General features: G+C 44.1%; 26 protein-coding genes and 2 pseudogenes. 13 read left to right on the forward strand and 15 right to left on the reverse strand.

Annotated features, from left to right (window positions below; all coding sequences use genetic code 11):
• Window positions 1–171 precede the first annotated feature (171 nt).
• Genes MHB78_RS01735 through MHB78_RS01745 form a run of 3 tightly spaced genes read left to right on the forward strand, consistent with a single transcriptional unit; the run spans window position 172 to window position 1,348 of the window.
• Window positions 172–357, forward strand: coding sequence for a hypothetical protein (locus MHB78_RS01735; RefSeq protein ID WP_231947523.1), 186 nt, complete (start codon window positions 172–174; stop codon window positions 355–357).
• Window positions 303–764 (forward strand): MFS transporter, encoded by a 462-nt coding sequence (locus MHB78_RS01740; protein WP_231947466.1) that lies wholly within the window; start codon window positions 303–305, stop codon window positions 762–764. Before MHB78_RS01735 ends, MHB78_RS01740 begins: the two co-directional genes overlap by 55 nt.
• On the forward strand, window positions 743–1,348 hold the full coding sequence (locus MHB78_RS01745) for an MFS transporter (protein WP_231947415.1): 606 nt from the start codon (window positions 743–745) through the stop codon (window positions 1,346–1,348). The genes MHB78_RS01740 and MHB78_RS01745 overlap by 22 nt, the downstream gene beginning before the upstream one ends.
• A 36-nt stretch (window positions 1,349–1,384) precedes the next feature.
• Here MHB78_RS01745 and MHB78_RS01750 read toward each other — a convergent pair whose 3' ends face one another.
• The 4 genes from MHB78_RS01750 to MHB78_RS01765 all read right to left on the reverse strand — a co-directional run bounded on the left by MHB78_RS01750 (window position 1,385) and on the right by MHB78_RS01765 (window position 4,370).
• On the reverse strand, window positions 1,385–2,143 hold the full coding sequence (locus MHB78_RS01750; RefSeq protein ID WP_046129098.1) for a methyltransferase domain-containing protein: 759 nt from the start codon (window positions 2,141–2,143) through the stop codon (window positions 1,385–1,387).
• 14 nt (window positions 2,144–2,157) lie between these two features.
• Complete coding sequence (locus tag MHB78_RS01755) at window positions 2,158–3,597, reverse strand: aminotransferase class I/II-fold pyridoxal phosphate-dependent enzyme (protein ID WP_046129097.1); 1,440 nt, start codon at window positions 3,595–3,597, stop codon at window positions 2,158–2,160.
• Between the two features lie 170 nt (window positions 3,598–3,767).
• Window positions 3,768–3,935 (reverse strand): hypothetical protein, encoded by a 168-nt coding sequence (locus tag MHB78_RS01760; protein ID WP_164918134.1) that lies wholly within the window; start codon window positions 3,933–3,935, stop codon window positions 3,768–3,770.
• A 3-nt stretch (window positions 3,936–3,938) separates the two neighbouring features.
• Window positions 3,939–4,370 (reverse strand): MarR family transcriptional regulator, encoded by a 432-nt coding sequence (locus tag MHB78_RS01765; protein WP_046129096.1) that lies wholly within the window; start codon window positions 4,368–4,370, stop codon window positions 3,939–3,941.
• Window positions 4,371–4,564: 194 nt separating this feature from the next.
• Here MHB78_RS01765 and MHB78_RS01770 point away from each other — a divergent pair, with 194 nt between their 5' ends.
• A complete protein-coding gene (locus tag MHB78_RS01770) occupies window positions 4,565–5,020 on the forward strand; it encodes a MarR family transcriptional regulator (RefSeq protein WP_046129095.1) in 456 nt (151 codons plus the stop codon).
• Window positions 5,017–7,677 (forward strand): MMPL family transporter, encoded by a 2,661-nt coding sequence (locus MHB78_RS01775; protein ID WP_046129094.1) that lies wholly within the window; start codon window positions 5,017–5,019, stop codon window positions 7,675–7,677. Before MHB78_RS01770 ends, MHB78_RS01775 begins: the two co-directional genes overlap by 4 nt.
• Window positions 7,678–7,723: 46 nt before the next feature.
• On the opposite strand, the gene MHB78_RS01780 is transcribed toward MHB78_RS01775, so the two are convergent.
• A complete protein-coding gene (locus MHB78_RS01780) occupies window positions 7,724–8,263 on the reverse strand; it encodes a GNAT family N-acetyltransferase (protein ID WP_046129093.1) in 540 nt (179 codons plus the stop codon).
• Window positions 8,264–8,397: 134 nt separating this feature from the next.
• On the opposite strand from MHB78_RS01780, the gene MHB78_RS01785 reads away from it, so the two are divergent.
• Window positions 8,398–9,015: a nitroreductase family protein gene (locus MHB78_RS01785; RefSeq protein WP_046129092.1), complete on the forward strand. Its 618-nt coding sequence runs from the start codon at window positions 8,398–8,400 to the stop codon at window positions 9,013–9,015.
• 34 nt (window positions 9,016–9,049) lie between these two features.
• On the opposite strand, the gene MHB78_RS01790 is transcribed toward MHB78_RS01785, so the two are convergent.
• The 3 genes from MHB78_RS01790 to MHB78_RS01800 all read right to left on the reverse strand — a co-directional run bounded on the left by MHB78_RS01790 (window position 9,050) and on the right by MHB78_RS01800 (window position 11,248).
• Window positions 9,050–9,706: a GntR family transcriptional regulator gene (locus tag MHB78_RS01790; protein WP_046129121.1), complete on the reverse strand. Its 657-nt coding sequence runs from the start codon at window positions 9,704–9,706 to the stop codon at window positions 9,050–9,052.
• A 112-nt stretch (window positions 9,707–9,818) separates the two neighbouring features.
• Window positions 9,819–10,556: a sulfite exporter TauE/SafE family protein gene (locus tag MHB78_RS01795; protein WP_046129091.1), complete on the reverse strand. Its 738-nt coding sequence runs from the start codon at window positions 10,554–10,556 to the stop codon at window positions 9,819–9,821.
• Between the two features lie 188 nt (window positions 10,557–10,744).
• The gene (locus MHB78_RS01800; RefSeq protein WP_046129090.1) at window positions 10,745–11,248 is read right to left on the reverse strand and encodes a DUF1648 domain-containing protein; all 504 of its coding nucleotides are present in this window, start codon (window positions 11,246–11,248) and stop codon (window positions 10,745–10,747) included.
• 157 nt (window positions 11,249–11,405) lie between these two features.
• On the opposite strand from MHB78_RS01800, the gene MHB78_RS01805 reads away from it, so the two are divergent.
• From MHB78_RS01805 to MHB78_RS01835, 7 genes and pseudogenes are all read left to right on the forward strand, one after another.
• Complete coding sequence (locus MHB78_RS01805) at window positions 11,406–11,873, forward strand: hypothetical protein (RefSeq protein ID WP_046129089.1); 468 nt, start codon at window positions 11,406–11,408, stop codon at window positions 11,871–11,873.
• A 37-nt stretch (window positions 11,874–11,910) separates the two neighbouring features.
• Entirely contained in the window at window positions 11,911–12,156 is a 246-nt protein-coding gene (locus MHB78_RS01810) for a hypothetical protein (RefSeq protein WP_046129088.1), read from the forward strand.
• A gap of 138 nt (window positions 12,157–12,294) precedes the next feature.
• Complete coding sequence (locus MHB78_RS01815) at window positions 12,295–12,681, forward strand: Hsp20/alpha crystallin family protein (RefSeq protein ID WP_046129087.1); 387 nt, start codon at window positions 12,295–12,297, stop codon at window positions 12,679–12,681.
• Between the two features lie 14 nt (window positions 12,682–12,695).
• Entirely contained in the window at window positions 12,696–12,881 is a 186-nt protein-coding gene (locus MHB78_RS01820) for a hypothetical protein (RefSeq protein WP_046129086.1), read from the forward strand.
• 15 nt (window positions 12,882–12,896) lie between these two features.
• A complete protein-coding gene (locus MHB78_RS01825) occupies window positions 12,897–13,229 on the forward strand; it encodes a hypothetical protein (protein WP_046129085.1) in 333 nt (110 codons plus the stop codon).
• Window positions 13,230–13,246: 17 nt separating this feature from the next.
• On the forward strand, window positions 13,247–13,591 hold the full coding sequence (locus tag MHB78_RS01830; protein WP_231947416.1) for a hypothetical protein: 345 nt from the start codon (window positions 13,247–13,249) through the stop codon (window positions 13,589–13,591).
• A 119-nt stretch (window positions 13,592–13,710) separates the two neighbouring features.
• Window positions 13,711–13,972: pseudogene (locus MHB78_RS01835) on the forward strand (YiaA/YiaB family inner membrane protein).
• A gap of 31 nt (window positions 13,973–14,003) precedes the next feature.
• Here MHB78_RS01835 and MHB78_RS01840 read toward each other — a convergent pair.
• The 7 genes and pseudogenes from MHB78_RS01840 to MHB78_RS01870 all read right to left on the reverse strand — a co-directional run bounded on the left by MHB78_RS01840 (window position 14,004) and on the right by MHB78_RS01870 (window position 20,054).
• Window positions 14,004–14,468, reverse strand: coding sequence for a hypothetical protein (locus tag MHB78_RS01840; protein WP_046129083.1), 465 nt, complete (start codon window positions 14,466–14,468; stop codon window positions 14,004–14,006).
• Window positions 14,469–14,542: 74 nt separating this feature from the next.
• Window positions 14,543–14,989, reverse strand: a complete 447-nt coding sequence (locus MHB78_RS01845; RefSeq protein WP_046129082.1) for a hypothetical protein — start codon at window positions 14,987–14,989, stop codon at window positions 14,543–14,545.
• A 35-nt stretch (window positions 14,990–15,024) separates the two neighbouring features.
• Window positions 15,025–15,492: a hypothetical protein gene (locus MHB78_RS01850; RefSeq protein ID WP_046129081.1), complete on the reverse strand. Its 468-nt coding sequence runs from the start codon at window positions 15,490–15,492 to the stop codon at window positions 15,025–15,027.
• 98 nt (window positions 15,493–15,590) lie between these two features.
• The gene (locus MHB78_RS01855) at window positions 15,591–17,792 is read right to left on the reverse strand and encodes a glycoside hydrolase domain-containing protein (protein ID WP_046129080.1); all 2,202 of its coding nucleotides are present in this window, start codon (window positions 17,790–17,792) and stop codon (window positions 15,591–15,593) included.
• Window positions 17,793–17,896: 104 nt separating this feature from the next.
• Window positions 17,897–18,313 carry a DUF2000 domain-containing protein gene (locus MHB78_RS01860; protein WP_046129079.1) on the reverse strand — a complete coding sequence of 139 codons (417 nt, stop codon included), beginning with the start codon at window positions 18,311–18,313 and terminating at the stop codon, window positions 17,897–17,899.
• A pseudogene (locus MHB78_RS01865) lies at window positions 18,310–19,221 on the reverse strand (DMT family transporter). Before MHB78_RS01865 ends, MHB78_RS01860 begins: the two are co-directional and overlap by 4 nt.
• Complete coding sequence (locus MHB78_RS01870; RefSeq protein ID WP_046129078.1) at window positions 19,218–20,054, reverse strand: AraC family transcriptional regulator; 837 nt, start codon at window positions 20,052–20,054, stop codon at window positions 19,218–19,220. The pseudogene MHB78_RS01865 and the gene MHB78_RS01870 overlap by 4 nt, the downstream one beginning before the upstream one ends.
• Between the last annotated feature and the right edge of the window lie 99 nt (window positions 20,055–20,153).

Raw genomic sequence — 20,153 nt, forward strand, 5'->3', positions numbered from 1 at the left:
TTTTGTATAAAAAAGGGGTTTGGAGAAATACTTAGTATACCGCTTGAGATGGCTTGGGTCTCAAAAAAAAGGGGGCATGCAGGTAAAATGAGTGTAAAAACCATAATGGATGAGTCTCCTTTTACGTCTTTCCACCGTAAATTGACGATTTATACTTGCGGGGGCCCGTTCTTGGATGGTTACATTTTAACGATTATTGGCGTTGCTTTAACACAAATGACGACACAGCTTGATCTGACGACATTTTGGAGTGCGATGGTGGGGGCTTCTGCTCTTTTAGGTTTATTAGTAGGAGGGGCATTATTTGGCTATATTACCGATCTGGTCGGCAGGCACGTAACAGCGGACTTGAATTAACCATTATCCGCTTTTTATTGGGAGTAGCCATCGGGGCCGATTACCCGATTGCTACAGCGTTGCTTGCTGAATTTTCCCCAAAAAAACACCGGGGAAGAATGCTGGGAATCTTAATGTCCATGTGGTATTTAGGAGCTCTCGTATCTTATACCGTCGCCTTTCTGTTGATGAATCTCGGTGACAGCGCCTGGCGCTGGATTCTTGCCAGCAGTGCTGTTCCTACATTGATTCTGCTTGTCATGAGATGGGGAACGCCTGAGTCGCCGCGCTGGCTGTTAAGCAAAAACCGCGTGGAGGAAGCTGAGGACATCATTAAAGATGTATATGGAGAAGAAGTAGACCTTTCACATGAAACCGGAAAAGTGGAAAAAACGCGTTTTAAAAAATGTTTGAGGGCATTTATTTAAAACGCACCTTGTTTATCGGGCTGTTTTGGACATTTCAAGTAATTCCGACCTTTGCGCTTTACACCTTTGCCCCGCAAATTTTAGGGGCATTTGGATTAAAAGGAGAGAACACTTCTTTCATCAGTGAAGTCGTGATCAGTTTCTTCTATTTAATCGGCTGCATCCCGGCTTTGTTGCTGGTCAACCGAATCGGCCGCCGCCCTGTGATCATATGGTCTTTTTTCATGATGACAATCGGAATGCTGATTTTAGGCATTTTTCCAAACGCATCTATTTTCGTTGTTCTTCTCGGCTTTTCCATCTATGCTTTCTTCTCCGGAGGTCCGAGTGTTCTGGATTACATTTATCCAAACGAACTCTTCCCGACGGATATTCGGGCATCAGCAGTCGGAATGGGAACCGCATTCAGCCGGATCGGCTCATTTATAGGAACATTCCTCCTGCCGTACTCGTTAACGTATTTAGGCGTGTCTGCTACCATGATCATCATGGCTGTCCTGACTGGAATCGGACTGATTGTATCGATTGCATGGGCGCCGGAAACAAAAGGGAAGACACTTGCCGAGGCGAGCGGATCTGAATAATCGGGCCGTTGACGAAACCGGCAGCGGCTCCGTTTTTCAGCTTTTTCGCAATTTAAAAACGATAAAATCAGGACATCTGAAATCTTCTTCGAATGACGGATATTTTTTCAGCATCTCTTCTGACGGCTTTGGTTCTACCAGGCCTTCCAGCATGAAGCCCGTTTTTATCAAAGTGTTCATATAGCTCGTCAAGGTTCTATGGAAGAACAGCATATTCTCCCGATCGCCAAGCTTTTGTTCGTATGTACCTTCATAAAAATATTGGTCTACATTCCAATGCAGCTTTTTGCCGTCTTTCGATTTCTCCCAGCCGCTTTCCGGTGTAATGAAGCAGGGATGCAAAATCGAAAAAATAAAACATCCGCGGTCTGTCAGCAGGCGATGCATTTCCTGAAACGCTTTTTCATAATCCGCGAGGTCTTGCATGACCATATTCGAAATAATCAAATCAAAGCTCTTGTCTTCTAACATATTCAGGTCTTCACAGTTCCCGTGCCGATACTCAATCGGCAAATCATCCGGCGTTCTTTTCTTGGCAATGTCGATCATTCTCGGCGAGTAATCGACAGCTGTTACAGCTGCTCCGGCCTTGGCCAGCAGCCTGCTGAAATACCCTTCACCGCACCCGGCGTCAAGCACGCGTTTATTCTTTACCGTTTCAATGAGAGAAAAAATAGCAGGATTTAAAAACACTTCTTTATGAATGTCTCCCAGTTCGGTATGATTGGCGGCGTACGCATCGGCAAATCGGTTCCATCTTTGAATGGCTTCTTCTGTGCCAACTTTATTTGTCATATTTCTCCTCCTTTTCAAAGTCTTTTACCCTGTTCATAAAACTCATCAATTTTTTCAAAAACTCTTTGAATAAGGGTATTTGAGATAAAAGGATTTAATAAAACGGCGCGGAGCCAGCGGCTTCCTCTAAATGCAGGCAATGAAAAGAAGACGTTTCCTTCATTCAACAAAAACTGCTGCAATTCGAGATTCCAGTGATCCCATTTAGCTTCATCAACGTCATGAGGAATGCCTCTAAAGCATACAACATTTGTATCCGGCTCGCCGGATAGCTCGAGATAGTGGCGCTGTTTCACCTGCTTAATAAATTCGTCTTTTAATGCGAGGCTTTCATGCAACAGCTCCCTGTATCCTTTTAATCCGATGTGTTGAAGCGATAAATATAATTTTAGGATATCCGCATGCCGCGTGCCTTGAACGCTTATTTCTCCCAGGTTTGTAAAGTCGGTTTCGTTCATATATGGGGCTGAAATGCGAAAATCGGTTTCCAAAACGCCGCGATTTTTGAACAAAACCATTGCACAAGTCTTCGCGACGTACATCCATTTTTGCGGATTGAATGTGATGGAATCGGCCATTTCGATACCGTTCAGCTTGTCGCGGTAAGCTTCTGAAAAAATGAGTGCTCCCCCGTATGCCGCGTCGACATGCAGCCACAATCCGTTTTCCTTTGCGATGTCAGCGATCGACCGAATGGGGTCGATGCTTCCTGTTACCGTCGTTCCGGCCGTGGCTGCAATTGCAAATGGAATCTTTCCTTCATTTTTTGCCTGACTGATTTTCTTTTTTAAATCGTCAAGATCCATTTTCGAATCGCTGCTGCTTTTCACCGGGATAATGCTGGAGGTTCCCAGGCCCAACAGCATTGCTGCTTTGTGCAAGGAAGTATGGCTGACGTCTGAAGCAAAGATAACCGGCTGTCCGGAAAGTCCGAATAACCCCGATTCCTTTACCTTCAATTGACGATTGCGCGCTGCTGCAAGCGCTTGAAGATTCGCGAGGCTTCCGCCGCTTGTCATCACGCCCCCTGAGTTGTCATCATATCCAAACATACGGGCGACGGTGCCCATAAGCTGTACTTCCATTTTTGAAAAGACAGGGGACATTTCCAGGCTCAGCATATTGTTGTTCACTGAAGTGCTGACGAATTCGCCCAGACAAGACATTAGAGACGGAATGGAATCCATATGACCCACATAATTCGGACTTAGAGGATTCATGGAGTTTTTTACAATCGCCTGCAACTTTTTTAAAAGCTCTTCTAATTCGATCCCAGTCTCGGGTATATCTCCGTAATGCGATGATTCCGGGGAAGGCAAAGTGCGGTGATTCCCGGCGCTGCTTGCGTGCTCAATGACGAATTTGACGACTTGATCAACAATGTTCATGATTTCCTTAATATTCTGACCATTCGGATCGATAAAGGCGTTCTTGGGCAAAAAGGATAGCTTCATAGTACACACGCTGCTTTCTGTAACGTTTTTCTCAATTATAGCATTGTGGTCATTCAGGAGTTCAAAAATTTAGAATCTGTTTGTGCAACAGGCATTTTCAGGGAAGGAGAAATTGACGGAAATCAGCCTGATCAAGCGGCGGTTGCTATGATAAAGAAAAAGCCCGTCAGTCAGGCTCTTTTTTCCGTTTTCGCTTTCATGCTTAACCGAAGCGTGATGACGGAAGCTGCGATGACGCCGGTCACAAGGCATTTGTACATATCCTTCAACAGAAGTCCCGACACCACGCCGGTGATCACTCCCAACCAGATGATTGTAACGCGTTCTCTTTGACTCATGTTTTAATCCTCCATCTTTTTCAATAATACGTTCGCTTTGTGAAGCGCAAAGTGTAAATCGATGAGCTCTTCATCGCTCAATTTATTGAGATTGCCGCTGAACGTTTTATAAATCCTCGTCCATTTTTTTTCGACCATTCCCTTGCCGAGAGAAGTCAAAGAGACGAGGACGGCGCGTTTGTCTTTAGGATCGGGCGCTTTTGTCACATAGCCGTCGGCTTCCAATGAGCCGATGACGTTCGTCAGCTGCTGTTTTGCGATATTTAACCCGGTGCTGATGTCTTTCATGTTTAAGGCTCTTTTTTGCATATACATAAATTCGACGACGTGATTTTGCATATGCGTCAGCCCTGTCGCATCTTTGTTCAACTCGCTGAACCCGGCGAATACGTTAGGGATCAATTCGATATATTCTTTTGCAATTTTTTCTTTCATGGGTATCACCGTCTTTTAGTAATTATATTATTACTATATATCAGATAGGTCAATTTAATTTCATTAAAAAAGTACAAAATCATTTACTAATACCTGACTTAATAAAAATATTGACACCATATAGTTTAACGGTATAAACTATATGACATGCGAATAAAGTTTAGCGGTGTAAACTAATGCAGAGGTGAATCCTTTTGGATGAAAAAAAATTGTGCCAGGCGATCGATCTCTTTGCAGAAGTATTGTTTGTCGGCACGGAATTTGTACAGCGTGAAATTGACCAGGATGTGTTTCAGCACATTTCAAGGGAACAGGCTGATTTATTAACCGTTTTAAAAATTAAAGGACCTTCCACTCCGGGAAGCCTTGCGCTCATACAAAATGTACATAAAAGCGCCGTTTCCAACAGGCTGAAGAAGCTGCTTGAAAAAGGACTCGTTGAATGGGATGACTCTCCTGTCCAGCACGATAAACGTTCCAAGCTTATCAAAATTACGGAGCAAGGCGAAAACGTCATGGAAGAATTAGATTCGGCCATTTTTAAGGCTTTAAAAAAAGTGATTGATGATACAGATGAGGAGCACTTGGATTCCTTTATCGAGATATTCACGATGTTAAAACAAAAATTTAAAGGAGACGTGACGGAATGAGATTGATCGTCAAATACAAATGGATCATTGCCGCATGGGTTTTGGCACTTACGGTCATCTTAAATTTATTTTCCCCGAACCTGACCGAGCTGGCGAATCAAAAGGGGCAGGTGCAGCTTCCTGCTGATTCGGTATCTGAGAAGGCAAAGGAGATTCTGAAAGGTGCAGGGGAAAATAATAATACAATCAGCGTTGTTTTTTCGCTGGATCACGCCTTTAAGAAAGACGAAAAAGAAAGCATGCGCGATGCAGCGGATCAGATCAAAAAGATCGGTGGCGTGAAAGGCGTTACATCTCCTTTTTCAGGCGACAAGGAGATACAAGATCAACTGATATCAAAGGATAAGAAAACGGTCCTCATTCCCGTTACGGTTACAGGATCAGATAAACAAGTGGAAAAGATCGCGGACCGCATTTACCAAATCGTTCCCGATGATCTGACGGCATACATTACGGGAGCGTCTCTCATTAATCAGGATTTTGCACACAGCTCAGAGGAAGGGCTGAAAAAAACAGAAGTTATCACGGTCTTTTTAATTATCGGTTTGCTTTTGGTTGTGTTTCGGTCAGTCGTCACGCCTTTTGTTCCGATTATCGCTGTCGGTTTTTCCTATTTGATCAGCCAATCGCTGTTGGCGATCCTGGTTCATCAAGTTGATTTTCCGATTTCGAGTTTTACGCAGACGTTTTTGGTGGCGATCCTGTTCGGGATCGGAACGGATTATTGCATCCTTCTTTTGACGCGCTTCCGTGAAGAGCTGGCAAACGGGCATGACAAAATAGAGTCGACCTTGATCGCTTACCGTACAGGGGGAAAAACGCTCTTTATCAGCGGTTTTGCCGTATTGATCGGTTTTTCCTCTCTCGGGTTTGCCAAATTTGCGATATTTCAATCTGCCGTAGGCGTCGCCGTCGGGGTCGGCGTATTAATGATCATCCTGTATACGCTGCTGCCGTTGTTTATGGTGACACTCGGGGAAAAGCTGTTTTGGCCGTCCAAAAAAGTACTTTCACACAGCGACAATAAATTGTGGGCGTTTCTTGGCAGACATTCGGTTGCGCGCCCGTTCTTGTTTATCATCATCACGGCCATCATTACAGTTCCGTTTATGTTAACGTATGATGATCAAATTTCTTTCGATTCCACTTCGGAAATCAGCAGCAGCTATAAATCGGTAAAAGGCCTTGAGGCGATAAAAGAAGGGCTTGGCGAAGGAAAAGCCTTTCCGGTGAATGTCGTCATCAAAGGTGAAAACAAGCTGACGACGGCTGAAACGATTCCTTATCTCGGGAACGTCAGCAAAGCCATTGAGAAGGTGGATCACGTCGATTCGGTGATGACGATCACGCAGCCGACGGGAAAGGAAATTGAAGACCTGTCGATTGATCACCAGCTCGGGGCGGTTTCAGACGGACTTGATAAAGCGACAAAAGGCCTCGGCGATGTTCAAAAAGGTTTAACTGATGTAGAAGCGGGTCTAAGACAAATCGCGGGGCAAGCCGCAGGTTCTGCCGGGAGCGGACAATCGGGCGGTTCGCTGGGGGATGCAGCCGATGGGTTAGGAAAAATCAACAGCCAGCTCCAGCTCATCAGCAAACAGATGGCTCAAACGGGCAGCACCGCACAGTCGGTGCCTCAGCTGACTGCAATCAGCGGCCAGCTTGGACAGATTCAAAGCGGGCTTGAGCAAGCCGATCAGCAGCTTGCAGGACAAAAACAGCAGGCCGGAACGCTGAAAGCAAGCTTAGGCAAGCTTGCAGACGGTGTGAAGAGTGCAAATGCCGGCCTTTCAAAAGTGACTGGCGGCATCACGGCTTCCGCTGATATGCTGAAGGATATGAGCAAAAGCTCTGCAGTGAAGGATACGGGGATATTCATTCCTGACCAGGTCATGAAAAACAAAGAATTTAAGAAGTCGATCGACAATTATTCATTTTCGGACGGAAAAGGCGTTCAATTAAGCGTGGTGCTCGACATCAACCCGTATTCGGAACAGGCCATTACAACGGTTAATCAGATCAAAAAAGCCGTCGCCGATGAAGTCTCAGGCACTCCATTGAAGGATGCAACGATTGCGTACGGCGGAGTCTCCAGTCAGAACGCCGATTTAAAAGAGCTGTCGACGACAGACTTATCCCGCACGATGGCGATTATGGTCATAGGTTTGTTTGCGGTGCTGACGATTTTGTTCCGATCCATGATCATGCCCATCTATATGATTGCGTCTCTATTTATCACATATTACACGTCGATATCCATTACGGAGCTGATTTTTGTCCGGGGCATGGGCGACGACGGGGTCAGCTGGGCCGTTCCGTTCTTCAGCTTTGTGATCCTGATCGCTTTAGGGGTGGATTATTCGATTTTCCTGCTTGACCGGTTTAAGGAAGAGGTGCACCTCGGCATCAGCCAGGGCATCGTAAAGTCCATGAGCAAGATGGGATCTGTGATTATGACGGCAGCCGTTATTTTGGCAGGTACATTCGCCGCCATGATGCCATCAGGGGTCAATACGCTGATGCAAGTGGCGACAGTCGTCATTGTCGGCCTTCTGTTATACGGACTCGTCATCCTGCCGCTGTTGATTCCGGCGATCACTGTGACGTTCGGCGAAGGCAACTGGTGGCCGTTTGGCAGAAAAAAGAGCGAAGAATAAAGCAAGAGAGTGATGAACAATCGATGTTCATCACTCTTTTTTAGATTTAAAACGTCAAATACCAGTAAAGCGCGATTTCATCTTGATGTTGATCCATCCCTTTATATAAGCATAGATCAAACCCGCCGATTTCAAATCCGCAGCTTTCATAAAATTTGCATGCTTTCACATTGTTGTTCTGCGTTTCCAGCGTGATCCCCGCCAGGCCTTTTTCCTGCGCCCAGCGTTTGACTTGCTCCATTAGTCTCCGCCCGATTCCATGGCGTCTAAACGCTGAATCGACTTTGATGTCCTCGATATAGGCATATTCATTCCAGTTCCGTTTGACTGCGGCAAGTCCTGCAGGCTGATTGCCGGCAAACGCCAAATAAACGGCTTGATCGGGATTATCGAGATATACAGAGTAATCGGCGGGCTCTGACTCTTCCGTATAGCTTTTTTCGTAGCTTGGAATTGATTTTACCGAATACCGGATTTTATTTTCCTCAAGCGTGAGAAGCAGAACCGAGTCTACGACGAAACTGTCATCGATATCGGGCAGCCGGCCCAGATCCCCGCTTGCCATTTTTCTAATGGTTATGTTCATGCTCTGAGTTCACCTCATTTCCAACATCGTATCATAACAGCGAAGCGAGCGTCGCTAAACAATAGGGAGCTTATCGCCGATTATATAAATAAGGAAACTTATCGGAAAAGTATAGATGAATGGAGTTTTTGAGAATGGAATTTAACGAGCTTATCGAAACGCGACACTCTGCAAATAATTTCCTGGAAGATGTTCAAATCACGGTGAAAGATTTGGAGCCTATCTTTGAGGATATCAAGCTTGCGCCTTCGGCGTTCAATTTGCAGCACACAGAGTATAAAGTGGTATTGGATAAGGATTTAAAAGAAAAAGTCAAGGAAGCTGCGAACGGCCAATATAAAGTGCATTCAGCCTCTGCCGTGATTTTAGTGACGGGAGACCGCTACGCCTACCGGCAAACGGAAAAAATCAACGAAGGCATGAGGGATTTAGGAATTATTAAGGACTTTGAGCTGCAGGAAATGATCGAAAACAATACCCATTTTTACGAGTCGCGCGGGGAGCAATTCATGAAGGAAGAGGCGATTCGCAATGCTTCTCTTTCTGCGATGATGTTTATGCTCGCCGCCAAGAACCGGGGATGGGACACCTGCCCGATGATCGGATTTGACAGCGATCAAGTTCGCGATCTGCTGAAGATCCCGGATACACATGAAATCGTCCTCATGATAACGATCGGCAAAGAAAAAGAAAGCAGCCGACGCTTGAGAGGATATCGCAAGCCGGTTAATGAATTTGTTTCTTTCTATTAGAAATGAGAGGCGGCCGTAAGAAAGGCCGCCCTTTTTATTGATGAGACAGCACTTCGGCTAAGTGGTCAAGATCAAGCTGAAGGTGGCGAATCATCGCTTTTGATGCCTGCTCGTCGTCTCTTTGTTTCATATGGCGGAAAATTTCCCGATGCTGCTCCAAAATGGCTTCAGCCCGTTTTTCTCCTTCAAAATTCAAAATACGGAAATAATAAATTAACCCTTCCAAATCGTTGAGCTGTTTCCGCAATAGACTGTTTTTTGTATATTGGATAATTAAGTCGTGGAATGTATCATTTAATTCGATAATCGTGTTTTGATCTTTGGATTGAAGGATGGCTTCCTCCGTTTTTTGCAAAACGTCTTCGATCGTTTTCAGTTCCTCTGCCGTTGCAATTCTTGCCGTCAATCCCGCAGCAAATGATTCAAGCGCCATCCGGCAAAAATAGATTTCTTCAACGTCCTTGATTGTCGGCTGATAGACCTTCACTCTTGAGTCGATGACGATGAGCCCCTCTTTTTCCAGAACCCTGATCGCTTCTCTCAAAGGGCTTTTGCTGACGCCGAGCTCCTTGGCTAACTTCGCTTCGGCGATTCGTTCACCGGGTTTTAATTTCCCTTCAAATATCATTCGCTTAATCGCATGGTAGGATTGTTCATAAAACGGTTTTGGTTTTTCAATCACGCTTCTCATCCTCGTATTCGTTCTCATTTCGTATTTTACCACAGGTTCCTTCGTTATCCCCCACTATAACCACTCCAAGTGCAGGATAAACAAAATGCCCGGCCGCAAGCCGGGCACTGAATTAAAATAAGAGAATGAACCCCGAAACGGCGGGAGTTAAAAATAAACCCGATTTCAAGACGACTTTCGGCAGGACATTGGTGAATTTAGCCCCGACATACGCGCCGCACATCGTACCGATCAGGATTTTGACCAATAGGACATAATCGACGAATCCTTCTGAAATATAGCCGACCCCACCGCCTAATGAGAGCGGAATAATGACGAGCATTGTCGTTCCTACGGAATGGCGAATCGACAGGTTCAGCATCATCATCAACCCGATTTGAATAAAAGGTGCAGAGCCGATTCCGAACGTTCCGGACAGGACGCCGGCCACGATTCCCAATAAACAGGCCTTGATCCAAAAGGCAAGGTTCGTTTCCTGCGCAGCTTCCTTTTCTTTCAAAAAGAATAATCTGATTAAAATGAGGATGGCCGATAAAAATAACATTCCTGCGGTCATATAATGCAATGAACTTGAAGGTATCAGAGAAGTCAGCTTAGCTCCTACAAAGGATCCCGCTGCTGCAAAACAGCCGACGGTTAAGCCGATTTTCAGCTTGATATTTCCCTCGCGAAAGTGGCTGTACGTGCCCGATAAACTCGTAAAAGCCATGCCGGCCAGAGACGTTCCCAATGCTGTATGAATCGGAATGTGAAACAGCATCGTTAACAGCGCGATGACAAATCCGGCTCCACCGGCCCCGACAAAGCCAAGCAAAAGACCTAGTAAAAACATAATGAACACAATCGACATGTTGCTTCTTCTCCTTTATGAACACCTGAATATCTTTTTGTAGTCGACGGTATTCGGTCGACCATAATCGCTAAACAATATATTACTCTATTCATTTCATATTGACAAGCCGGGCCGGCATGGGGAAATTAATTTCAGCAAACCGGCCGAACATACAAAAAAGGCCCCGGCAGAGGACCTTTTTTAAGCTATCGTATCTTTCTGCGCCTGATCATGCTCGATGCAACAAGAAAACCGACGGCAAATAGGGCGATCGGTAAAAACCATTTGCCAAAACCGCTGCCCCATCCTAAAGCAATCGAGGCAGATTCGAGCAGAATGAAAGAGAATATGATGATACACACGTTTTTAAGTTGATTGATCAGTTTTCGGCTGTGCAAATAAAAGCGTTCTGCGTTTGTCTCATTCAACCGTTTAGGATAATTGTGGATTTCAGGGTGCTTTTCCAATAGCGTCATAAGCAAGAGAATGAACATCCCGATTCCGGGCAATATGATCAGCTCCCATTTTGATCCCCAGCGGTCTGCTTCACCGAGTACGCCATAATGTACGGGCACTTTTTCAGGAAGCTTGCTCCAAATCGAGATCAAAAAGACGATCGACCCGGCATAGCATAAACAGCCTAACATATCCCAGACCTTTTCGCTTAGGGTCTTTGGAATGTTTGCTTTTTGTTCTGGTGAATTTGGCATCTTTCTCCCCCTCTTTATCTTTATACGGATGAAGTGTGAAAAAGTTTGATTTTTTGATCCTTTGAAAAGTGACCCAGAACTTTTATTCATGTCAAAACATATTGTAAAGTATTGAATTCAGATGCAATCACCGAAAAATATCGAGGACTGAAAAAAATTGAACCGTGACACAATCATCAATCAGGTCAATGTTTATCAAATCAGTGTAAATTCCATCGATACTTCTTCAGGAATTTTTGTCGGAACCAATTATGCGCATAATTGGTCTTCACATCGAAAAAACAATTACGGTTTCGGATCGATCAGCAATTCGCATATTTCAAACAACTATAGTTATGTGACGGACAATGATATCGTCGACACGCCGATCCAAAATCAGCCGAACATCCTGCTTGGACCTAAGGAAGGAAATGTAAATGAAGTGGATATCGGAGAAATCAATGTTAACGTCATAGATACTTGTGCAGCCATTTCAGTCGGCGAAAATGAAGTGAACGGCTGGAGCGCGCACAGCAAGCGAATAGCCGGTCAAGGGAGATTTACCGGCACCGTTCAAAATTCCCAAAATACGACTCTTGTGATTGATAATGATGACAATGACTGTCAAATAAACGATTTTCACTAAAGGCTGCTTTTTGGTTCGAAAAAGGAAGGTGATTTGTTTGGCAATTGGATTTTCACTCGGCGCCGTCAATGTGAACTCACAAAATACAAACTGTGTCATTGCCATCGGGGAGAATCAATTAAATGGTTATGCTGCGCACCGGAAAGTTAACAACGGAATTGGTTTCTTGTCCGGAAACGTATTAAATCAAGCAAACGTGACATCGGTATTTGACCCTGACGGAGTCGACTCATTGATGAATTCCCTAAACTTTTCACCGGCAGTTCAGAATCAGGCTCTTTAAGATGTTGTGTAAAGAGCTTGATTTTGTTTTGAAATGAAGACAAGCCTCCTTGATATTCTTTTAGCATGACTTTCGTTAAAAGCACATATGGATGAATAAAGATGTAATGATTGGCAGATCTGCGGGAGGCTTTAAGCAATGGTAAAACCCCATTTTCATTCAAACGTGAAAGAGATGCTGGGAGAGGATTTTTCCAATCTCCTGTACGAGATCTCGCCATTTGTTGAACCGAGGGTGGATATCCTTCAATCAAACGGCGGCTTGATCATATCCGTTGATTTGGCAGGCGCGGGCACCGATGACTTTACCGTGAGAAAAACGAACCACGCACTGTGCATTGAAGGAATCATTCAAAACAAACTTGGTTCAGAAAATGAGAAAGTCATCATCCGCAGGGAACGGTTCTACGGACCTTTTAAAAGGGAGCTTCCGATCCCCGAGGAGTGCGATTTGCAGAGGATTCAAGCGGTATTTGAAAGGGGAGTCCTGGTGATCACCATTCCTTTCTATAAAAATAAACGATGATGAAGGAGAACGTGATGACATCGATAAAATACGGTTCTTTAAAAGTAAATGCGATCAGAAATTCTTCCGGAATATTTGTCGGAACCAACATGTTAAAAGGCAGAAAAAGCGAATCGTTTATCCGTGAAGGCTTTGGGTCAGTGAGGGGGAAGCATAATAAAGTCAGAGAGAATAAAGGTGTTGTGGTAAAGCGTTATTAAAAAGGAATGGGGCATATGAGCCAAGACGATATTCTAAAAAAACTCGATGAATTGTCTCAAAAAATCGACACACTCGAGACATCCCTCAACCATCGAAGCCATCCTTCTTTATTTTTGAAAATGGACGTGAAAGACCTTCATTTGCAGGAATTGAACCTCGAAGAATTCGCATTTCACCTCGACAACATCGAAATAAAGGATCTGAGCGGGATGCTGAATATGGGAAATGTCTTCTCCCCATATATCCATCCGAAACCGAAAAGACCGCCTCACCAAAAGAAAAAAAGGAAAACCGATGAAATCGAAGTGAAAATAAACGGAAAAGCAGTGCCTTATACGATCAATTAGACGAAAGGATGTTGGCCGTGAAACGTTTTTCCCCTTCATTTTTTATTGGAGCGATTTCGATCGGAACAGTTGAAGGCGCCTCATGCGTCAACCTCGGAAACAACCTGCCGAGCGGTTTTGTGAACTACAAAAAACAGAACCAGGGATTCGGCTCGATCTCCGGCGATCATAACGATATTCACGATATTTTGGCGTCCATAGAAGAAAAGGAGCCGAATGATGCGTTTCATTATGATGGATTACATTACGGAAAAAATGAACAGGTGTTGGAAAAAATCGAAAGCGAGATGCTCGATTCGGGGCTTGAAATTGAAGAGCAATACGATGGGGAGACGAGAGGCGGCCCACCTTCCGTATATTGACTAGGTCTATGTAATCATGGCGTGACATATTTACTAAATTGTGTGTAAAAAGGAATATCATTCTTCTTTTGGGTGGATAAATCAAGTATAATAGTTTTAGTTTTTTAGGAGGTATTAAGATGCAGAAGTATAGACGAAGAAATACAACGGCTTTTACGGTCATGGCATATTTCACATTTTTTGCAGGCGTTTTTTTTATTTTGTATCGGCCTTTACAATGCCGACAACCTGCAGCTCAATGAAAAAGGCTATTACATCGCTGTGATGATTTTAGTGGCTGTGGGCGCGATTCTGACGCAGAAAGTGACGCGGGATAATGCCGAAGACAATGAGATCATCGCAGAGCAGGAAAGAAGACAGAATATGTCTAATATGGAGTAATTGATGGGGAAGGCATCGAAGGATGCCTTCTTTATTTTTTTGCGTTTAATATGTTTTTGTATTTATTCTCCAGCAGGACATCAATCATTCCGATGATTTTTGTATGATTGGTTTTTTTTCTAAAGTGTAAAAAGTTTTGGTCTTTGTTTCTTTGCGATTTAGTGATCGTGCCGAACACCCAGATGGAGCTTGCTATCAGTAGTATCGTTAATATAAAAGGAAAAAAAGTATATTCAATGTCATACGAAATGGAGACGGCTTGACCAGTAAATATAGCAGTTATAATGCTGGCAGTGAAGGAGCTATAAAGCGAGGCTTTTATCACATGGCCGATTTTCAGCGTTGGCCCTGAAAAATAAACTTTCAACCGGTTTAACGTGGATAAATCTTGTTTTTCGAGGTATGCCATCAGCTCTTCATCGTTTTCGGCTTTCGATAACAATATTTCTTCTGCTGTTTGTTTTGTTTCTTCGAATAATTGTTTGTCTGTTTGCATGTCTTTTGTCCTCCAAATCACAGCATATTAGATTGATCGACGAACCAAAGCAGAGGCGCATGTCCCTCTGCTTTTTAATCAAATTTCTTTTTGAAACGTTCATCTAAAATAAAATCAATCATACCCGCGATTCTGGAATATTCCGCCCTTTTTTGAAAGTGCAGGATCGTTTGCATCGGTCCTTTTCGTGAGGAGATCAGCATCTTGGCGATCCAAAGAAAAGAGAAGATTAGATAGAACATGAAGAGGAATGAAAATAGCCTTGAAAGGTCATAGGTGGAGGAGGAGACTTGACCAGATAAAAAGGCCGCCATAATTACAGCGGTAATACTGCTAAAAAAAATGGCTTTAATAAAATACGTTAATGTGAAACTGGGATTTGAAAAATATATTTTTAACTGATTTAATGTAACAGAATCTTGATTTGCAAGGTATGTAAGCAGCTCATCGTCACTTTTGTGAGACTCAAGGAGTTTGGCTGTATGTTCAGCTTTTTGAAATAATTGTTTTTCGTTTCTCATTGGATTGTCACTCCTATATAAAAATACATGAGATTTTATTGGTACGGTATATTTTTCAATGCCTTTTTGTATTTTTGTTGTAAAACATAATCAATCATTTTTACAATACGTGCAAACTCGGCTTTCTTGGAAAAATGTGTAATGAATTGACTCGGCTTTTTTTTCAAGGTGACAAGCTGTTTAAGCACCCAGAAGAAACACCCCACAAATATGGCAGCTAATGTGATAATGGAGATGCCGGAAACGAAAGGGAACATCGAATCTGCTTGACCAGAAAGAATTGCAGTTATGAACGAAGCCGCTATTATACTGAAAAATGCAGCACTGATGAAATAATGAAGCGCAAATGAAGGGTCAGAGTAGTAGACTTTCAGCTGATTTAAGGTTAGTGAATCTTGTTTGGCGAGAAAGGCTAATAACTCTTCGTCGCTCTTATCGCGGTAAGTTTTAAGGGTTTTGGCTGTTTTTTGCGTTGCAGTGAATACTTGTTTGTCTGTGTTCAATGTAAATACCTCCACGAGACTTTATATATTAAAGATTTGGAAAAACTGCATAAATACATTATATTATGTATTTATGCAGCTTTCATTAAATAAACAAATTAATCAGCTGTTTTTTCGCCAAATATCGCAAATAACACAGCAGACACTGCCGTACCAATAGCGATTTCAGGTGCTGCAGTTCCCACTATTACAACAGCTGCTACACCAACAGTAGCTGCTATAATTCCTCCAACTGCAACCCCAACTGCTCCCCAATCGATTGGTAAAGCTTCTTGAGGAGCTACAACTGGTTTGCTAGGTGACACATATAACTTCTTAATTTTAAAGGTAATTGTAGCCGACATTTCAGTTTTTGTACCACCAACTACCGGAATTTCATTGCTAAATATAGTTAATGAAAGATCCAAGGATTCAACAGAAGGTGAAACGTTTACCAGGATATATCCGTTACGCACCGACAAACCGATATTCTTTAAAAGCTCATCATACGAATGAATTTGTGAAGAACTTAATGACGTTTTAGAGTCTCCCAGGATTTCTGTAATCGTCGCCCCGACCTTTCCGTTTTTAACTTGCAGTGTACCCGGTGATGTTTCACTTGGATTTTTAGCTATCAGTGAAGTAGACAACGTAATATCCAAGTTTAACGACTCGTAAACTGTCTCAGTTTTATCAAAAACAAACATTGTTGTAAATAGTTCTGGAATACTGCTCAGTGCCGGGATATTTGCTAAAATGTTTCTCAATGTGCGAACGCGTGCGTCATAGACCGGATCTGACGACGGGGTGACGCTTGCAGTACCTTTGTCCCTGCCTGAGTAAGCATCTTTATCAATGCCGATCATACCGCTTCCGCTGCCGATTGATTGTTCATAAAATTGGTCAAAGGCCCAGTTTTTCGGCATTGTGTAGCCGAGGTTGCCGCTGAAGCCGGTCGACATGTCTGCGACGAAGCTGTATTCCGTCAAACCTGCGTCGGCTGTTCTGATACAGATGTTTCTTGGCCCGTATACGCCGATCTTATATTTTGGCGAATTCGGAATGCTTTGCATTTTGTCAAACGCTGCTCTGATTTCATTAAAATAAGGGATGATTTTGTCTGTTACTTCATAATCATACGCGTCAAAATCAACGGCAAAATAAATGGTTGTGCCTGATGGGAAGCCTAACCCTTGTGCTGCGTTGACAGCGGCATACGCATCTGTTGTTCCTTGATTTTGTACGAAATACGAGGATTCGTAGCCGCCGTCCTGATAAATCGGAAACACTCTCAAACCTTCATTAAAAATGATGGAAAGCTCAGCAGGGGTCATTGCCTTTGATTTAAGGCCGCTGCTTGTCCGCACATTGCCCGTCAAATATCTGCCGACAACTTTATATCCGTTGTTACGTAAAGTTTTTGCAGTTGCTGCCGTTAGAACAGTAGAAGTGTCGCAGGCCGCGGCAGCACGCGAAGTATCGCCGGAGCTTGACAATAAAGCCTTGATTGTTGCCATATTGGCAATTCCTGTAACCGGCAAACACATAAAGCTTTGAAAGCGTGAGACGGCAGATTCCACTTCTGCATCATAAACGCCGTCAAATTCACCTGAAGGATAGCCATTGCAATATAATGCGTATTGAAGAATGAGCACGAACTTTGTTCTGGAATCGCCTGGTTTGAGTGTCGGGCATTTGCTTGTTGTCCCTGGTCCAAAATTGCCGTTTGCCACACTTGTACTCATGCCTTCTTCTTTTTGCAAAGCATAAATCAGTGCCTTATTTGTTTCTCTGGAATAAACGCCGTCACAAGGCATTAATCCGAAATAAGCATTGTAATCCCGATTTAAATTTTGCTGAATTTGACGAATTTTCGTATCACCATTTCGAAGCAATTTAAAAGCGCTCATGTTGAGCAGAGCTTTCATGATTTGTGCAGTGACAACACCGTCTTGTTTGGCTAGACCTGCAGCTCTCTGAAACCTTTTCACGGCATCCTCTGTACTCTCAAAGAAGTTACCTGTTAAACCGCCGGGATTAAATCCACTTCCTTTACACCAAAAAGCGCCTTGCAGAATGTAATTTAAGTTTGTAGGTTTTTCAGTTTTTTTCTGCTTTTTTAGCGGCACAAATTTGCTCTCTGTCGCCGGTCCGAAATTATCGGCGGGCTCTGCGATACCGAGTTCGATCTGCAATGCTCTCGTTAAACCGTAAATCGTCTCCCAGCTTGGTTTTCCGTTCTCTTTCACCTTGTTGTAGCCGTGCTTTCCGCTGTAGGTTTTGTTTAGCCATTCCTGAGTTTTCAATACCATTTGATCCATAGAAGGTCCCTCTTTTCTTTATTTAGGCTTTCACTATTAGGTGGCAAACGTATGACAAAAAAATAAGGGCATTGACCCACACAACAGTCAATGCCCGTAATTGTTTATTTTAACAGCCCCAAGCTCCCAGTCAGTCTGCTTACCTTCTTCTTATCCCCGCACATTCCGATACCGAAATAGCGGTAATCGGATGAGGCGGAAGCTTGGAGTTTTTCGATATATGCTTCATATGTATGACAGCTTTGCGCCACATCGGTAAAGTCGACGACGAGGATATCGCTGAACTCGTCGGTGAGCAGTTTTTCCCTCAGTTCATAAAGAAGCCCGGCGTTTCCTTTTAAAATGGGGATGGGAACGTTGACGATCCCCAGATGCTCGATTCCTGAGCCGTCTGTTACGTTCCCGCCTAGGAGGGCGGGGTTGTTTTTGCCGAGCGCCGCGCCAAGAATGGCGGCTGTATTGGCGGTCAGTCCGACAGGCAGGCTTTCGTCTATGACGAGTGTGCATTTTGTTTCATTCAAGACGTATGCTCCTCCTTCAGCTGCGGTTTTGATTTCATCTCAGAAATATAAAGGCCTGTTAGTGTCAGCGCGCCTCCGACAAAGGCGATCCATGTCAGTTGTTCGTGCAAAATGATAATCGAAGCGGCAATCGTGATCACGGGCACCATATAAATGTAGGCGCTCGTTTTCACGGCTCCGAGCACCCCGACCGACCAGTTCCACGTCACAAAGCAAAGAGCGGATGCGCCAGCACCCAGAAACAATATGTTCAGCAGGTTGACGGAGGAAGCGAATGGGCTGAGCGTAAAACGGAAGTCAAACAGGAACAAAGCCGGGATCATAAAGATCAGCCCGTAAAGAAAGATGCGCTAGGTGCATTGAATCGTGTGATGGCGAAACGCGCTGATTTTTTTCATTAAAATGGCGTATATTCCCCAAACAAAAGCAGAGGCTGCGGCAAGCAGGTCACCGAACGGATTCAGCTTGAGCACGACGTTTCCATTGAAAGATATAAGCAAGAGACCGGTAAAAGCGGCGGCAAATCCAATGAAAAAGTGCGGTTTAAGCTTCTCGCCGTCCAGAAGGAAATGGGCCAGGACGGCTGTGATCATCGGGATCACCGAGACGATCATGCCGACATTTGAAGCATATGTGTAGGTGAGCGCGATATTTTCCAATAAGAAATACAAGGTTACGCCGCATAAGCCGGCCCCTGCAAAAAGGATCTCCTGCCGCAGGCTCTGTACGTTCAGAACGCGCGGGTGAACGATGAGCAGGACGATCAATCCAAGCAAAAATCGATAAAACAAAATCTCCATTGGCGAAAAATCCTCGAGCAGCACTTTTGTCGAGACAAAGGTCGTCCCCCAGATGAGAATCGTTAAAACGGCTGCAAGGTGTCCGGCGGTTTCACGTCGATGATTCATCCTTCAATCTCCAATCTGTCTTGTTCAAAGATTTTCATATATTGTTTCGGCGTCAGCCCGACCTGCCGCTTGAAAAACTTCGTCAAATGGCTTTGGTCGCTGAAGCCCGTTTGAAATGCGGCGTCGATCGGCTTTACGCCTTGTTCCAGAAGCTTTTTTGCCTGATTGATGCGCACGGTTTCCAGGTAGCTGTACGGAGAAATTCCTTTTTGCTTCGTAAACGACCGCAGCAAATGATACTTGCTCCAGCCCGTGAGTCCGCTGAGATCATCAAGCTTAATATTTTCCGTATAATGCTCTTCTAAATAACCGCACACGGTTTTGACTTCATCAGACGGTTCGGGCGCGCGTTCGAGGAACGTCACGTCTGAATACGTTCTGATCAGCTCTTCAAGAAGGTTGAGAAACAGCTCCTCCTTTTGAAGAGCTTTTTCCTTTTGCAAAATTTGCACGTGCAGTTCTTTCAAGCTGGACGTCAGCTCATGGCGGAACAACACGTTTTGCGTGAAGTAAGGGAGGCTTTCGGCGCCCGTTATCTCCTTCACGGCTTTTTCCATTACATCAGGCATGACGTTGATGCTGCGGTAATCAAGGGCCTTCCCGTCAATTTGCTCGCAGCTGTGCGTATCGTGCGGATTAAACAGCAGGAGATCTCCGGGGTTGATGATATACTCCTGTCCCTGGCAAAGCAAATAGCGCTGTCCTTTTTCGATAAAGCCGATCACATAATATTCGTGAAAGTGGTTCGGGAACTTCTGCATGATTCCTTTGAAGCGATAGGCTTCAACCTGCAGGTCTTGATCAAGGATCAGCGTCCGGGTTTCCTCTCGCATGACGGACCTCCTGTCGTGTTGTTGATTGTTTTAGTTTAGCATGTTTTTCAGGGATTTCTTGTATGATGTTGCGGTTTGAAAGATTGAAACATTTCATCA

The organism is Bacillus sp. FSL K6-0138 (genome assembly GCF_037982765.1).
GTDB lineage: Bacteria > Bacillota > Bacilli > Bacillales > Bacillaceae > Bacillus > Bacillus glycinifermentans.